Below are 15,593 nucleotides of genomic sequence, written 5' to 3' on the forward strand. Positions count from 1 at the left end.
GGCGCGTCAGTGTCGCCGTCGGGGCCGCTCCGCGGGTCTGTCCTCGGCGGCGCCGCCCTCCTCCGCGTCGGGATGCTGCAGTGGGCTCAGCTTGGCCCAGAGCAGGAACAGGGCGCCGAGCACCAACATGCCCAGCCCGAGCCACAGGTTGATGTTGATGTCCGCCGCCTTGGCCAGCTCGGCCGGTGAGGTGAAGAAGCTGTAGACGGTCAGCATCACCCCGTACAGCGCGAACAGACCGCCGATCATCAACCTGATATCGAAGAGCTTGCTGGCAGCCGACTTCACCAAGGACGTTTCCTCAGCCATGGGTTTCTCCTCTCAGCTCAGGCGAAGATGATGGACAGGACGAGGACGATGCCGAGTGCGGTGAAGCCCAACAGCTTCGGCGACTCCCACCACCGTCGGACATAGCCTTCGTGCGGGTCGCCGGCGTTGGGGTCCGGCACGCCGTAGACCAGACCGGCGAGCTGGGCGACCGGCTTGGGCGGGGTCACCAGGGTGACGATCACGGTGACCACCGCATCGGCGACGAAGGCCGTGATGGCGCCGAAGAAGTTGATCATCTGGGCATTGGGTTCGCCGGACATGGTCTGGCCGGCGTGGAAGTAGGCGATGTTCGGGCCGATCAGGTGGAAGATGCCGGCACCGGCGGTGCCGGCGATCAGCCCGGCGAAACCGGCCCACGGCGAGCAGCGCTTCCAGAACATCGCGATGATGAAGGTGGCGAACAACGGTGCGTTGAAGAACGAGAACAGCAGCTGGATGTAGTCCATGATGTTGCTGTAGCCGGAGGCGATGAACGCCGTACCGACGCCGATCATGATGCCGACCACGGTTACGATCCGACCCACGTTGAGGTAGTAGTGGTCCGGGAAGTTCTTGCGGATGTAGGACTGCCAGATGTCGTAGGTGAAGACGGTGTTGAACGAGCTGACGTTGGCTGCCATGCCCGCCATGAAGGCGGCCAGCAGACCGGCCAGGGCCAGACCGAGGGCGCCGTTCGGCAGGTAGTGGTTCATCAGGATCGGGATCGCGTCGTTGTAGTCGGTCCCGGAGCCCTTCTGGCCGAACTTGGGCAGGATGGCGATGGCGATCAGACCGGGGATGATGGTCACGGCCGGGATGAAGATCTTCGGGAACGCCCCGATCAACGGGGTCCGTTCCGCCGCGGACAGGTTCTTCGCCGACAGTGCCCTCTGCACCTCGGCGAAGTTGGTGGTCCAGTAGCCGAAGGACAGCACGAATCCCAGCCCCATCACAATGCCGATCCAGTCACCCAACGGGTTGGTCCAGTGGCCGACACCGGTGCCTGCCCAGGTGGAGAACGCGTCCGCGCCGAGGGCGCTCTTGCTGCTGACCCGTTCCTTCAGCCCGCTCCAGCCACCGACGTCCTTCAGACCGATGATCACCAGCGGGATCAGACCGGCCAAGATCACGAAGAACTGCAGCACCTCGTTGTAGATGGCTCCGGACAGGCCGCCCAACGTGATGTAGGCCAGCACGAAGCCGGCAGCGATCAGGATCGAGGCCCAGGTGGGCCAGCCCAGCAGTGCCTTGATCACCAACGCCAGCGCGTACAGGTTGACGCCTGCGGTGAGCACCGCGGCCAGGGCGAAGCTGAGGGCGTTGACCAGATGCGTCGCCGGGTTGAAGCGGCGCAGCAGATACTCGGGCACGCTGCGTACTCGAGAGCCGTAGTAGAACGGCATCATCACCAGGCCCAGGAAGACCATCGCCGGGACGGCACCGATCCAATAGAAGTGCACCGTCGAGATGCCGTACTTGGCGCCGTTGGCCGCCATCCCCAGGATCTCGATCGCGCCGAGGTTGGCCGAGATGAAGGCCAGCCCGGTGACCCAGGCCGGCAGGGATCGGCCGGACAGCAGGAAGTCCTCGCTGGTGGCGATCGCGCGCCTGGCAAGGAAACCGATCGCCACCACAAGAGCGAAGTAGATCCCCAGGATCACGAAGTCCATCGGGTTCACATCAAGCTGAGTCATGCGGCGGCGCTCCTCGCTCTCAGGACGTTCATGTCCACCGGCGATTATGTCGCCGGCGGCTAGTGGGGGCAAGGGTTTGGCCCGGGCGCCGTTCCGGGTAGCTCCCGACAGGGACGTCGTGCATCGCCTACAGGGCTGCAGACGGGCGGCGGCGGAGCGGCTAGGCTCAGCCGCATGAGCGATCGTTTCGTACTCGGCATCGACATCGGCGGCAGCGGCATCAAGGGGGCGCCGGTCGACCTCGAGACCGGCGAACTGACGGCTGATCGGCTGCGCATCGAGACACCGAAGAAGTCGACTCCGAAGAACGTGGCGAAAGTGGTCGCCGAGGTTGTGGCGCATTTCGCCGACCAGATCGGCACCGGCCCGATCGGCGTCACCATCCCGGCGGTGGTGACGCATGGCATGACCCGGTCCGCGGCCAACATCGACAAGGCGTGGATCGACTGCGAGGCAGAGAAGCTGATGGAGGATCACCTCGGTCGCGACATCTACCTGGTCAACGATGCCGATGCGGCCGGGGTCGCCGAGGTGCACTACGGCGCCGCGAAAAACCATCCGGGACTGGTCCTGTTGACCACGCTGGGTACCGGCATCGGCAGCGCGCTGCTCTACCGCGGGGTGCTGATCCCCAACTCCGAGCTGGGCCACCTCGAGATCGACGGGCACGACGCGGAGAGCCAGGCCGCGGCGAGCGTGAAGGACAACCTGGGGCTGTCCTATGACGAGTACGTGCCACGCCTGCAGCGCTACTACGAGGTCGTCGAGCGACTGTTCTGGCCGGACCTGATCGTCGTCGGCGGTGGGGTGAGCCGCAAGGCGGACAAGTTCCTGCCGAAGCTCAAGCTCAACACCAAGATCGTTCCCGCAGAGCTGCGCAACACCGCCGGAATCGTCGGGGCGGCGTGGCTGGCCAACGACAAGCTCGTGCACCCCGACCTGCTCCGGTGAGCCGCCGGGTTCGATGACCGTACGGTGGATCGGCGGGTCGCCCTGTGCCGGCAAGAGCACCGTGGCCGAGCTGCTGGCCGACCGCCATCGGCTGCGGCACTATCGCGTCGACGACTTCTTCGAGGAACACGCGCTGCGCCTCGGTGCCACCGGACCGGTGTTCACCAAGGTGCTCGCCCTGACGACGACGCAGCGCCTCGGCCAACCGGTCGACGTCCAGGTGGCTGATGTGTTCGCCCTGGCTCGAGAGCAGTTCGGCTGCGTCCTGGCCGACCTGGCCGCGCTGGAGGGCGACCTGCTGGTGGAGGGTGCGGCGCTGACCCCGCAGCTGCTGTCCGAGCACGGCGTCGAGTCCGGCACGGCCATCTGGATGGTGCCGACCGAGACGTTCCAGCGCCGGCACTACGGACAGCGCGAGTGGGCCCGGCGGCTGGTGGCGGATACTCCCGATCCGGCAGCGGCATTCGAAAGCTGGATGCGGCGGGACGCCGTCTTCGCCCGGGCCATCGCCGAGCAGGCCGCCCGAACGGGCTACCGCTCATTGGTGGTCGACGGTACCCAGCCCGCCGCGGCCCTGGCCCGTACAGTCGAGCAGCATTTCGCCCTTACCCCCGTACCCTCCGGGTGAGTCGGGGCGTCGTGGTTTCAGTTTCCCAAGTCGACTTGGGAAACTGTCACTTGACCAGGGAAATTTGCCCAGTCATGTACGAGTTTCCCAAGTCGACTTGGGAAACCGACCGAGCCCCCAAGGTGGGCTACATGCGCTCCAGGGCTTCAATGCCGAGCAGGTCCAGGCCCTCGGCGAGGACCTTGCGGGTGGCCTGGCAGAGGGCCAGCCGGGACGCGCGCACCTCGCCCTCGGACTTCAGCACCGGGCACTGCTCGTAGAACACGGCCAGCGCGCCGGACACGTCGTAGAGGTAGGTGCACAGCTTGTGCGGCTGCAGGGTCGCCGCCACCTCCTCGACGGTCTCGCCGAACCGCGTCAGCAGCAGGGCCAGGCTCTGCTCCGCGGGCTCGTCCAGCACCGTGATCTGCTGCTGGTCGACCAGGCCCTCCGCCTCCGCCTTGCGCAGCACCTGGCAGACGCGGGCGTGGGCGTACTGCAGGTACGGGCCGGTGTTGCCGGTGGTGGCGACCATCCGGTCGACGTCGAAGACGTAGTCCTTGTTCAGCCCCGTCGACAGGTCGGCGTACTTGACCGCCGCCAAGGCGATCGCCGGCGCCGCCTTCTCCTCGGCCGCGTCCAGCAGCGTGTTGAGGGTGACGGCTGTCCCTTCCCGGGTGGAGAACTTCTTCCCGTCAGGACCGAGCACCTGACCGAAGGCGACGTGCTCGGCCGAGACGGTGTCGGGCAGGAAGCCGGCCTTGCGCGCGACCGCGAACACCTGGTCGAAGTGGAACGACTGCGGCGCGCCAACGACGTAGATGATCCGATGTGCACCGAGCTCGCGGACCCGGCGCCGGACAGCGGCCAGATCGCTGGTGGCGTAGCCGAACCCGCCGTCCCGCTTCCGGACGATCATGGGCGAGTTGAAGCCCTCGACGAAGACGCACAGTGCGCCGTCGTCGATCACTGCCGTCCCGTCGGCCTCCAGCTCGGCCGCCACCGCAGCAAGATCATCGTTGTACGTCGACTCCCCGGCAAGATCATCATCGGTGAGCAGTACGCCCAGCCTGGCGTACGCGGCATTGAAACCGGCCAGTGAGATGTCGATCAGCTGTTGCCAGATCTCCCGGGTCTCCGCATCGCCGGACTGCAGCGCCACCACCCGCGCGCGGGCCCGGTTGGCGAACGCGTCGTCAGACTTGAAGTGCGCGTTGGCCTTCGTGTACAGGGCCTCGGCACTGGCCAGGTCCAGCTCGGCGACGTCAATTTGATCTTCGAGGATCTGCTCCACCAGCATGCCGAACTGGGTTCCCCAGTCACCGATGTGGTTCTGCGCGATCACGGTGTGCCCCACGGCGCGGAGCACTCGGTTCAGGCAGTCTCCGATGATCGTCGAGCGGAGGTGCCCGACATGCATCTGCTTGGCGACGTTGGGGGCCGAGTAGTCGATCACGACCGTACTGGGCTGTTCGGCCTCCAGCACACCCGAGCGCGGGTCGGCGAGCTGCTCGCTGACCGCCCGAGCCAGCACCGAGGACCGCAGCCGGAAGTTGATGAACCCGGGTCCGGCGATCTCGAGCGGCTCGCAGAGGTCGTCCACCTCCAGTGCGTCCACGATCCGCTGAGCGACCTCGCGCGGCGGCCGGCCCTCGGTCTTCGCCAACCGCAACGCAACATTGGACTGGAAATGACCGAACTGCGGCTTGGTGGCGGGCCTGAGCTCCGGGTCGATACCGGCAACGGCCTCGACCCTGGCAGTCAGCAGGGATGGAAGTGACGACACAAGAGGTAAGTATTTCACTTCCGGGCCAGGGAATATTCTCGGCATGTCGAGGTTGTCCCTGATCGGGGCTGCATCGACCCCTGAGCGGCCGTGCGCCCGCCCCCTCCCCCGTACGACGAGTCAAGGAGTTCATCCATGTCGCAGGTTCCCACCATCACCCTCAACGACGGCCATCAGATCCCTCAGCTGGGCTTCGGAGTGTGGCAGGTCTCGACCGAGGACATCGTGCCCGCCGTGGCCAAGGCCCTCCAGGTCGGCTACCGCCACATCGACACGGCAGCCATCTACGGCAATGAGGAAGGTGTCGGTCAGGCCATCGCCGAGTCGGGGATCCCGCGCGAGGAGCTGTTCGTCACCACCAAGCTGTGGAACGCCAACCATGCGCACCACGACGCCATCAACGCCGCCCAGGAGAGCCTGAAGAAGCTCGGGCTGGACTACGTCGACCTCTACCTGATCCACTGGCCGACACCGAAGAACGACAACTACGTCGAGGCGTGGAAGGCGCTCGAGGAGATCCAGGCGAACGGTTGGTCGAGGTCGATCGGCGTCTCCAACTTCCAGATCGACCATCTGCGCCGGACCATCGCCGAGAGCTCCGTCGTGCCAGCCGTGAACCAGATCGAGCTGCACCCGACCTTCGCCCAGTCCGACGTGGTGGCGGTCAACGACGAGTTCGGCATCAAGACCGAGGCGTGGAGCCCGCTTGGGCAGGCCGAGGACCTCAACAACGCCACCATCCAGCAGCTGGCGGAGACCCTGGGCCGTACCCCCGCCCAGGTCATCCTGCGCTGGCACCTGCAGAAGGGCTACATCGTCTTCCCGAAGTCGGTCACCCCCGCCCGGATCGAGGAGAACTTCAACGTCCTCGACTTCGAGCTCAGCACCGACGACGTCGCGGCGATCGACGCGCTGGACGCAGGCAACCGCATCGGCGGCCACCCAGACGAGCTCAACTGAGCCGTCACTGACCCGCGCTGTGGGCGGGATCGCTACCGACCTCGGTAGGGATCCCGCCCACAGGCGGTTTCAGGGCCGCAGGAGGCGGACATCCCGGGCGTGCCGGGCCTGGGTCTGCTCGTCCCAGTCCCCGGTGCAGTAGACCGACAACTCGGTGATCGCGCCGTCGACGACGTCGGCACGTGCCATCTCACGGCAGTACATCGTCTGGCCGTCCTGCTGCCAGCGCTCCTCCCACTCGATCACGAACCCGTGCGCGGTCGCATCGATGCGGTAGCGGGGCACCGTGCCCGGTTGGGGATGCAGCCGGCGCCGCGACTCGACCACCTGGCCTGCTCCGCGCGCCTGCAGCCGCCACTGTGGTGGGGTGAAGTCGAGCAGTACGTCGGGTGCGAACAGCCCCGCCGCGGCGACACCGGTCTCCATCAGCCGCATCAGCTCAGCGCCGAGCTCTTTCATCCGAGTCTCGTCCACCGCTAGACCTCCGCCGGCTGAGTGCGCGCCATGTTCGCCTCCAGGACGGCATTGGTCTGCCGCAGAGCATCGGTCTGACTGAACTCGACGAGCTCGGTACCGGCGAAGATCAGCGGCAGATGACCGGGCGCGCCGTAGTAGGCGTCACCGGCCTTGAACTCCTCGTCGTGGTCGGCGTACCGGAAGATCACCCGGCCCCGGGTCACGGTCCCCCAGTGCTCACAATGGCAACGGTCATCCGGCAGACCCGCGAACAGCGGTGCCGGATCGAAGTCGGCCTTGTGCGTCTCGAAACCGACCGTGTAGCCCCCGAGCTCGACGTACCGTCCCTCGATCATCGGCTCGTCCAGGGCGATCGGCGCCTCCGCCTTGCTGGTGCGTGGCATGTCCTCTCCCTTCGTGGAAATGGTTGATACCAGTCCTGCGTGAGATCGGGCCGCACGGTGTGAGAACGAGCAGGGTGTGAGCGCGCGGCAGGGCGCTTCGGCAAGCTCAGCGCACGTGTCTGGGCTCCCCGACAAGCTCAGCGCGCGGCAGGGCGCTTCGACAAGCTCAGCGCGCGCGGCAGGGCGCTTCGACAAGCTCAGCGCGCGCGGCAGGGCGCTTCGACAAGCTCAGCGCGCGCGGCAGGGCGCTTCGACAAGCTCAGCGCGCGCGGCAGGGCGCTTCGACAAGCTCAGCGCGCGCGGCAGGGCGCTTCGACAAGCTCAGCGCGCGCGGCAGGGCGCTTCGACAAGCTCAGCGCGCGCGGCAGGGCGCTTCGGCAAGCTCAGCGCACGTGGAGGTGGAGGCTTCAGAGGGCCCAGTCGGGCCGCTCCTCCGGGTCGTAGACGCAGAAGGTGCCGGTCCGGACTGCGTGGCGCAGATGCCGGCCGAGGTCGGGCTGGACCCGTTCGACCCGCCTGATGGCCTCCTTGATCCTCGCTGTCACCGCCGTACGTGCCCGTTCGGCGTCGGAGCCCGCCCGCCGCACCCGGCCGCCGAGACCGTACGCAGCCGTCAACTGCTCGAGCAGAGCGTCCTGCTCCGCCGACAACCGTGATGATCGCTCGCGATCGCCGGACCGGTCCGCCTCCGCCAGCTCCTCGGCGAGATCCTCCAGTCGCCGTCGATAGGCCGAGCGCGCGGCCGCGTCGAGAACCTCACCGGTGTCGGCGGACCGGCTCAGACCGTCGGACCGCTCCGCACGCGCGGTGCCCGGTGCACCCTCAGTCGCAGTCGCAAGGTCCAGCGCGGCAATGGCGCGGCCGGGTCGGGCCAGCAGCAACGCCAGGTCGCGCAGGCCCTTGGAGTCGTGCAGCAGGCTGGTGGAGCCGCCCGTACCGACCCGCCAGCTCTCGCCCTCGCGGCGGAAGACGGCACCGGACGGAGTCGCCCCGCGCCGGGCTGGTCCCGCCACCGGAGTCGGCGCGCCCGCACCGTGTGCGTCGATCTCGGCGACGCGCGCCTCGAGGCCGAGCCGGCGGTACAGCTCGCGGGCCTCAGCCAGCCGTGCGGCGTCGCCGAGCGCCAGTCCGGCGTCACGCTGGATCCGGGCCAGCAGCAGGGAGGCGCCGACCGCGCTGGTCTGCTCCGCGGCGGCCAGGAAATGCGCCTCCGCCGCGGCACGCCGCCCGAGCACCGCGGCCAGCAGCCCGAGATGCCGGTGCACCGGGCCGCGCAGCGCGGCCCCGATACCCTCAACCACGAAGAGGTCGGCGTAGGGCGCCAACTCGTCGTAGACCGGTGCCGCAGCCGGATGCGGCCCGAGAACGGCGACGACCTCAGCGAACTGGGCCATCATCGGCAGCCACTCGGAGTCGCGCGGCGCCCGCCGCAGCAGCGGGACCGCGGCATCCAGCTCCACCCGGGCCCGGTCGGTCTCCCCGAGCTGGGCCGAGACCAGTGCCCGGGTGACGTAGGCCCAGACGCCGCCGAAGTCCTCGGGATTGAACTCCCGGCTCATCTCGGCCAGCGCGACCCGGTCGTCCTGTTCGGCACACAGGCACCACTGCTGGGTCAGCACCAGGGTCAGGGCGTTGGAGCTGTCGGCTGCCGCGCCGAGGGCGCGGGTCTGCGCCATCGCCTGCCGGCAGTCCTCGAGTCGGCCTTCGGCCAGCGCCCGCATGGCCCGCCACAACGGGACGTACCAGCCGTACAGCGGCTGGCCCAGGGCGTCCGCCACCACCCGGAATGCGCGCGCCTCGGTCGCCGCCTCGCCGAGAGAGCCCAGCTCGAGCAGCGCCACCAGCCGGAACCGGCGGCCCAGCAGCTCCAACGGCCGGTCGTGTTGACGCTGGGCGAGCTCCAGCATCTCCTGGCCGAGCGCCAGGCGCTGATGGCAGCAGTCCGGACCCGACCTGGCGTCTGAAAGGGCGGACAGGGCATACGCCAGCACGGCCGGCTCCGCGAGCTGACGGGCCCTCTCGACCGCCCCCTCGGCCAGCTCCAACCGCTCGAGATCATCGACCAGCATTGTCGAGGCCACCGAGAGCCGGGCCGCGACCTGGACCCACAGCGCGGAGTCGCGTGGCAGTACGGCACAGCAGCTGCGGAGCAGCTCGATCTGGTCCTGGTCGAGGATCGGCACCTCGAACCCGGTGTAGCCCGACCCGAGCGCCAGCGCCGCCCGGGCCATCAGATCCGGCCGGTCGCAGCGGTCCGCGAGATCCGCCGCCTGCAGCAGCGCGGTCCGGGCAGACTCACGGTGCCCGGCGCCGATCCGGGCCTCACCGAGGCCGATCTGCAGCTCCGCCTGCTCGGCCACCCCGATCCCAGTGCTGGCAGCCACCTCCAGGGCCCGCTCAAACCACTCGACCGCCCCGGCATAGGCCATCAGCGTCATCGCCCGTTCTCCCGCGCGTCGACATTGTTCCAGCGCCAGCGCAGCCGCCGCCGGACCAGCCAGCAGCAGATGCCGGGCTGCCGTGCCCGGGTCGATTTGGCGACCACGCTGGATCAGCACGGCCAGCTCCGACCCGATCCGAAGGTGCAGGTCGCTCCGCTCGCTGGCGTCGAGCAGACCGAGGAGGGCGTCTCGCACCAGCGCGTGCCGGAAGGTCCAGCTCTCCCCGCCGCCCGGCTCGAGCAGGCCGGCCCGACCGGCCTGCTCCAGTCCGGCGCGGACCTGCAGCGGGTCGGTCCTGCTCACCGCGGCCAGGACCTGGACGTCGATGTCTCCGAGGACCGCCGCAAGCTCGACCAGCCGACGGGCGGCGGCGGGCAGGCCCTCCACCCGCTCCGCGACCACCGCTCGGACCGAGCCCGGCACACTCGTTCCGACAATCTCGAGATCCACCGCCGAGTCGCCCGTCAGGCAGCCCATCAGCTCGACAACGGTGAAGGCGTGTCCGCCGGTCCGCTCCATGATCGCCGCGGCCACGGTCGGGTCGGTGCGGGGCGCTGCCAGCTCGGCGACCTCGGCCGCGGTCAGTGGGCCCACCGGCACCGTCCGGGCATGACGAAACAGACCGGCCAGCAGCCCTTCCCGGTGAGACCACTCCGGTGCCTTGTCGTCGGTGATCGCCAGTACGGACACCCGCATCCGCGGCAGCTCGGCCGCCAGGTGGACCAGCAGCTCCAGCGACGAGGCGTCCGCCTCCTCCAGATCGTCCAGTACGAGCAGTAGCGGCTCACTGGCGCTGCCGGCAGCCAGCACCCGCTGCAGCTCTGCGTACAACCGGCCCTGCAACGCCTCCAGGTCAGCCATCCCTGCCGGCACCGCTGGCATAGACTCCGGCAACTCGGTCGAGGGGCCTGCGGGCCCCGATCCGCGGGACAGCACCGTCGCCAGCAGTGACGGCGCCCGCACCAGGCGTGCCAGCTCCTCCCGGCCGGTCAGGGCCAGCAGCACCTGGGACCAGACCGAGTAGCCGTCGCCGGCCGCCGGCCCGCGACCGGGCACCCAGACCACCCGGAGGCCGGTCACCTGCTCGAGTACGTGCTGGGCCAGCCGGGTCTTGCCGGCTCCAGCCTCTCCCGTCAGCAGGATGAGTTGGCCCTGCGACCGCCTCGTCGCCGCCAGGATCCTGACGATCTCGGCCGCCGCCGCCGACCGCCCGACGAAGGCAGGCCCGATTCCGCTCGGGGTGGCTGTGACTGCCGATCCGTCCGCTGCGGTGACCACGCCACCATCATCGCCGACCGCGCCACAGGTTGCGGCCCGAACAGCCATCGCTCGCCGCCGGGCGCGGGCCCCTCCCCTCCTGGTGGGGCATTAGTGTGGGACGACCACCCCCGAGCCCACTCTGGAGCGTCCATGCCGCAGAAGCTGCAGCCCTTCCTGCACGACCTGGTCACCACGTTCGCAGCTCCGACCCAGACGTTGTCCGCGGCGAGCGGCGACGTGTCCGGGTTGGCCGACGGGCCGACCGCCCAGGGGGTGCTGCACGCCGACATCAGGGTGTTGTCCGATATCCATGTGCTGGTCGACGGCAAGTCGCCGGAGCACATCGCCACCCAGTACGGGGCGGACACGGCGACGTTCACCAGCCTGCTGCGGAACATCGGCATGGGCCTGGTTTCGGTCCCGGACCGGCTGCTCCGCCTCGACCGGACGCGCCGGGTCTCTCCCGGCCTTGTCGAAGAGACCCTGTTCTTCTCCTCAGACCTCCCGGAGGACGTCCAGTGCACCGTCGAGGTGGTGCTGCGCTCCGACTTCACCGCCATTGAGCAGATCCGCAACGGTGAGGCGGCTCCGCTGCATCTCTTCAGCCTGGACAGCGGCAGCGGCGAGCCGGTCCGCTGGTCCAGCGGCGAGGTCAGTGCCGCCCTGCTGGCGACCGGGGCCGATCTCAGCACCAGCGACGACGGCACCGCCCTCACCATGCGCTGGGCGCTCACGGTGCCGGCCAAGGCGGCCACCACCGTCGGCTGGCAGCTGGCGATCACCGACAGCGGCGGTGCCGTGATTCCCGCTCCGCACCCGGGGCTGGACATCGCGGGCCTCACCGACCAGGTCCTGACGCAGGTCGGCTCGCCCGGGGCCGACGACCATCGGCTGCGGCCGTGGGTCGAGCAGTCGCTGGCCGATCTCAACAGCCTGCGGATGGCCACCGCGGTCGAGCCGGAGCTGCCCTTCTACGCCGCCGGTGCCCCGTGGTACCTCACCCTGTTCGGCCGTGACAGCCTCTGGACGGCGCGGCTGCTGCTGCCGGTCGACCTCGGCCATGCGCTCAGCACGCTGCGGACCCTGGCCCGCTTCCAGGGCACCAAGACCGACATCGAGACGGCCGAGCAGCCGGGCAAGATCATGCACGAGCTGCGCCGCGGCACCTCCGCGTTCGCCGATATGTCGCTGCCGCCGCTCTACTACGGCACCATCGACGCGACCGCGCTGTGGATCTGCCTGCTGCACGACGTCTGGAAGGCGGGGGCGCCCGAGGACCAGGTACGGCAGCTGCTGCCCAACCTGACCGCGGCACTGCAGTGGATGGGCGACTACGGGGACGCCGACGGAGACGGCTTCCTGGAGTACATCGACGAGTCCGGCCACGGTCTGGCCAACCAGGGCTGGAAGGACTCCGGCGACTCGGTACGGTTCGCCGACGGAACGATCGCCACCGGTCCGGTGGCCCTCTGCGAGGTCCAGGCGTACGCCTATCAAGCGGCGGTCGGCGGAGCCGAGCTGCTGGACCACTTCGGGCAGCAGGGCGGCGACCACTGGCGCGGCTGGGCGGCGGAGCTGGCCGACCGGTTCCGGGCCCAGTTCTGGTGTGGCGAGGGTGATGACCGGTTCCCGGCGTTGGCCCTCGACGGGCAGAAGCGCCGGGTCGACTCCGTCACCAGCAACATCGGTCACCTGTTGGGCACCGGGATCCTCAGTCCCGAGGAGAGCGAGCTGGTCGCCCGCCGGGTGACCGCTGCAGACATGGACTCCGGCCTCGGCCTGCGCACCATGTCAGCGGCGGCCGGCGGTTACACCCCGCTCAGCTATCACTGTGGATCGGTCTGGCCACACGACACTGCCATCGTCATCGACGGTCTGGTGCGTTCCGGCCTCGGCCACCACGCCGGCGGACTGGTACAGGGACTGCTGCAGGCCTCGACCGTGTTCGACCGGCGCTTCCCCGAGCTCTGGTCGGGCGAGGGCACCAGCGGGGTTCCCTACCCCTCCGCCTGCCGGCCGCAGGCGTGGTCGGCCGCGGCCGCGATCACCGTCGCCAACGCGCTGTCGGCGGTCGGCGCCAGCTGACCAGGGTGGGCGGCCGCGGCTAGCCGGAGCCGCCGATGGCGGGTTGGCAACGCGGACACCAGTAGCTGGTCCGCTCCTGCCCGATGGGGCCGAACTCCTCGAACGCGATGGTGGTGCCACAACGGCGGCACGGCTTGCCGGCACGGCCGAAGACGTACGTCTGGCGTCCGGTTCGCAGATCGCCGGTGGTGCTCTGCTGAGGGCGGGCACGGTTGGCGGACAGCAGCTGCTGGGCCCGCCGCACCAGCCGTTCGAGATTGCGGATCTCGCCGACCGGCGTCCGGGGATGGATCCCTTGCAGGAAACAGAGCTCGGCTCGGTAAAGGGTCCCGATGCCGGCCAGGTTCCGTTGGTCGAGGAGGGCCTCGCCGATCGTCCGACCAGGGTCGGCGGTGATCCGGCGCATCGCCTCGGCCGGGTCCCAGTCCGGTCCGAGAAGATCCGGCCCGAGGTGACCGACGACGCTCGGTTCATCCGCCGTCGGGAGCAGCTCGACCACCGGCAGCCGATAACCGATGGCGTCATGATCGGCATTGGCCAGCATGACCCGGATCTGGAAGGGCTGTCCCCCGGACCAGTTCGCCCCGTGATCGAAGACACGCCAACTGCCGTCCATCCGTAGGTGGGTGTGCAGCGTGAATCGGTTGTCGAACCGGAACAGCTGATGCTTGCCACGCGAGACGACCTCACAGACCGTAGCCCCCGTCAGGTCCTCGGTAGCGAGCGACGGCACCCGCAACTCGCACCGCGTGAGCACCCGACCGGCCAGCGCACGGTTGAGCAACTGGCACGCCCGCCACACCGTGTCACCCTCTGGCATCCAGCCATCCTCCCATCCCCCAGGCTCCGGGCCGCTCGCCGACTCCGCCGCCCTCGCCCTCCGCCCTCGCCCTGGCCCTTGTGCCCCCTCCGCCCTCGCCCTCACGCCCCCTCCGCCCTGCCGCTCCCTCGCCCTCCGCCCTCGCGAAAAGTCATCAGAACGCGAGAAATCACGGCCCCACAGCCCGATCCCGGCCCAGAACTCATCAGAACGCGACTTTTGCGTCCGCACGGCCACCCCGGATCGAGAAGTCAGCAGAACGCGAGAAATCACGGCCCCACAGCCCGATCCCGGCCCAGAACTCATCAGAACGCGACATCTTGCATCCGCATAGCCGACCCCCGGATCGAGAAGTCAACAGAACGCGAGAAATCACGGCTCCACGGCCCGATCCCGGCCCAAAAGTCATCAGAACCCGAGTTCTTCTCGGCGTACGGCGGGCGCCTCGTCCCCAGAAGTCTGGCAGCAACCGCTCAGCTGTCGACCGGCTGGAGCTGCTCCGTCTCGACCAGGACCACCTGGCGCCAGGCCACGAAGGTCGTCACGACCATCCCGACGAAGCCGAACCAGAACGGCGTGACGACGGTGAACGTCTGTGCCACCACGCCGCCAATGAGGGCACCGACCGCCGCTCCCCCCACCGAGAAGACCTGATAGACGCTGTTGACTCGGCCCATCAGGTGCTGCGGTGTCGCCCGTTGGCGGGCGCTCAGCGCCACCGATCCCCAGACACTGGCATGGCAACCGAACACCAACATGGTGACTGCGGCCGAGACCCAGTGCCGGCCGAGCGCCAGGGCCAGATGGGTAAGGGTCTCGGTCACCAGCCCGACTCTGAGCAGGGTCGACGTGGCGAAGCGCCCCTCCAACCGCGGGAAGAGGACCACGCCGACCAGGCCCCCCACAGCGCCGACCGTGGTCAACAGCCCGAATCCGACGGCTGAGAGCCCGAGCAGGTCACGAACGTAGAGAACCCAGACCGAGAACGCTGCCATGAAGGTCACGTTCATACCCAGGATCGCCAGCGCCAGCGTGCGCAGGCCGGGATGTGCCCAGAGGAAGCCGACCCCGGCGCGGATGTCCGCGCCGACGGACCTGCGCGGGCGGGCGCATCTGGGAGGACTGACGGAGGTGGCGGCCGTTTCAGGGCTCGACTCTGCCCGGACCCGGCTAACCAGTGCCGCGGCCAGGCAGAGACAGAGGGCGTTGACACCGATCGGCAGGCCGGCGGCGACGGAGAACAACAGCGCGCCGAGCGGTGGGCCCGCGAGCTGGTTGGTGATGGTCATCGTGCCGATCAGCCTCGAGTTCGCTGTACCGAGCAGCTCGGGACTGACCACCTGTGCCACCAGCGCCAGACCGGCGTTGTCGGCGAGGGTCTCGGCTACGCCAAGGAGGAAGAGGGCGAGATAGACCAGGTAGATCGAGGCCAGGTCGACAAAGACGCACCCGGCCAGCAGCGCCAGCACCGATGCCCGGCACAGGTTCACCACGACCATGATCGTCTTGCGGTCCAGCCGGTCGACCGCCACACCGGAGATGAGACCGAAGATCAGCCAGGGCAGTTGCTGCACGAAGGCGGCCGCCGCGACGAGGAAGGGCCTGTCGGTCAGCGAAGCCACCAGCAACGGTCCCGCTGCCAGCATCACGCCGTCGCCGAGGTTGGTGAGACCGAACGACCCCCACAGTCGGGCGAAGTCTCGACCGATGAAGATCGCCCGCAGACGCCGTTGCGGCGTTCTCGACGGTGCGGCCACCGTTGCACGCTAGCCCACCGGAAGTCGGGCCAGCGGATTCGGTCTAGGTCCAGCGGCCAGCGC

The 15,593-nt window shown here is 68.9% G+C and carries 12 protein-coding genes; 4 read left to right on the forward strand and 8 right to left on the reverse strand.

Annotated features, from left to right (window positions below; translation table 11 throughout):
• Positions 1-6 precede the first annotated feature (6 nt).
• Together JOE57_RS07810 and JOE57_RS07815 are read right to left on the reverse strand one after the other, a co-directional pair.
• A complete protein-coding gene (locus JOE57_RS07810; RefSeq protein ID WP_204917161.1) occupies positions 7-309 on the reverse strand; it encodes a hypothetical protein in 303 nt (100 codons plus the stop codon).
• A gap of 17 nt (positions 310-326) precedes the next feature.
• On the reverse strand, positions 327-2,003 hold the full coding sequence (locus JOE57_RS07815; RefSeq protein WP_204917162.1) for a sodium:solute symporter family protein: 1,677 nt from the start codon (positions 2,001-2,003) through the stop codon (positions 327-329).
• A gap of 174 nt (positions 2,004-2,177) precedes the next feature.
• Here JOE57_RS07815 and ppgK point away from each other — a divergent pair, with 174 nt between their 5' ends.
• Positions 2,178-2,954, forward strand: a complete 777-nt coding sequence (gene ppgK / locus JOE57_RS07820) for a polyphosphate--glucose phosphotransferase (RefSeq protein ID WP_204917163.1) — start codon at positions 2,178-2,180, stop codon at positions 2,952-2,954.
• Positions 2,955-2,967: 13 nt separating this feature from the next.
• Positions 2,968-3,582, forward strand: coding sequence for a cytidylate kinase family protein (locus tag JOE57_RS07825; RefSeq protein WP_204917164.1), 615 nt, complete (start codon positions 2,968-2,970; stop codon positions 3,580-3,582).
• Positions 3,583-3,709: 127 nt separating this feature from the next.
• Here JOE57_RS07825 and argS read toward each other — a convergent pair whose 3' ends face one another.
• Positions 3,710-5,347, reverse strand: a complete 1,638-nt coding sequence (argS, locus tag JOE57_RS07830; RefSeq protein ID WP_420827669.1) for an arginine--tRNA ligase — start codon at positions 5,345-5,347, stop codon at positions 3,710-3,712.
• A gap of 135 nt (positions 5,348-5,482) precedes the next feature.
• Between argS and JOE57_RS07835 the strand changes: the two genes are divergently transcribed.
• Complete coding sequence (locus tag JOE57_RS07835; protein ID WP_204917166.1) at positions 5,483-6,307, forward strand: aldo/keto reductase; 825 nt, start codon at positions 5,483-5,485, stop codon at positions 6,305-6,307.
• A 69-nt stretch (positions 6,308-6,376) separates the two neighbouring features.
• Here the strand turns inward: JOE57_RS07835 and JOE57_RS07840 are convergent, their stop codons facing one another.
• From JOE57_RS07840 to JOE57_RS07850, 3 genes are all read right to left on the reverse strand, one after another.
• A complete protein-coding gene (locus tag JOE57_RS07840) occupies positions 6,377-6,766 on the reverse strand; it encodes a hypothetical protein (protein WP_204917167.1) in 390 nt (129 codons plus the stop codon).
• Between the two features lie 17 nt (positions 6,767-6,783).
• Positions 6,784-7,167: a cupin domain-containing protein gene (locus tag JOE57_RS07845; RefSeq protein WP_204917168.1), complete on the reverse strand. Its 384-nt coding sequence runs from the start codon at positions 7,165-7,167 to the stop codon at positions 6,784-6,786.
• Positions 7,168-7,574: 407 nt separating this feature from the next.
• Positions 7,575-10,886, reverse strand: a complete 3,312-nt coding sequence (locus JOE57_RS07850) for an AAA family ATPase (protein ID WP_204917169.1) — start codon at positions 10,884-10,886, stop codon at positions 7,575-7,577.
• Between the two features lie 132 nt (positions 10,887-11,018).
• Here JOE57_RS07850 and JOE57_RS07855 point away from each other — a divergent pair, with 132 nt between their 5' ends.
• Entirely contained in the window at positions 11,019-12,953 is a 1,935-nt protein-coding gene (locus JOE57_RS07855) for a glycogen debranching N-terminal domain-containing protein (RefSeq protein ID WP_204917170.1), read from the forward strand.
• 19 nt (positions 12,954-12,972) lie between these two features.
• Here JOE57_RS07855 and JOE57_RS07860 read toward each other — a convergent pair whose 3' ends face one another.
• Both JOE57_RS07860 and JOE57_RS07865 read right to left on the reverse strand, forming a co-directional pair.
• Positions 12,973-13,773, reverse strand: a complete 801-nt coding sequence (locus JOE57_RS07860) for an Fpg/Nei family DNA glycosylase (protein ID WP_204917171.1) — start codon at positions 13,771-13,773, stop codon at positions 12,973-12,975.
• A 473-nt stretch (positions 13,774-14,246) separates the two neighbouring features.
• Positions 14,247-15,530 (reverse strand): MFS transporter, encoded by a 1,284-nt coding sequence (locus JOE57_RS07865; protein ID WP_338041216.1) that lies wholly within the window; start codon positions 15,528-15,530, stop codon positions 14,247-14,249.
• Positions 15,531-15,593: the final 63 nt, after the last annotated feature.

The sequence above is a fragment of the Microlunatus panaciterrae genome, from assembly GCF_016907535.1.
Classification (GTDB): domain Bacteria; phylum Actinomycetota; class Actinomycetes; order Propionibacteriales; family Propionibacteriaceae; genus Microlunatus; species Microlunatus panaciterrae.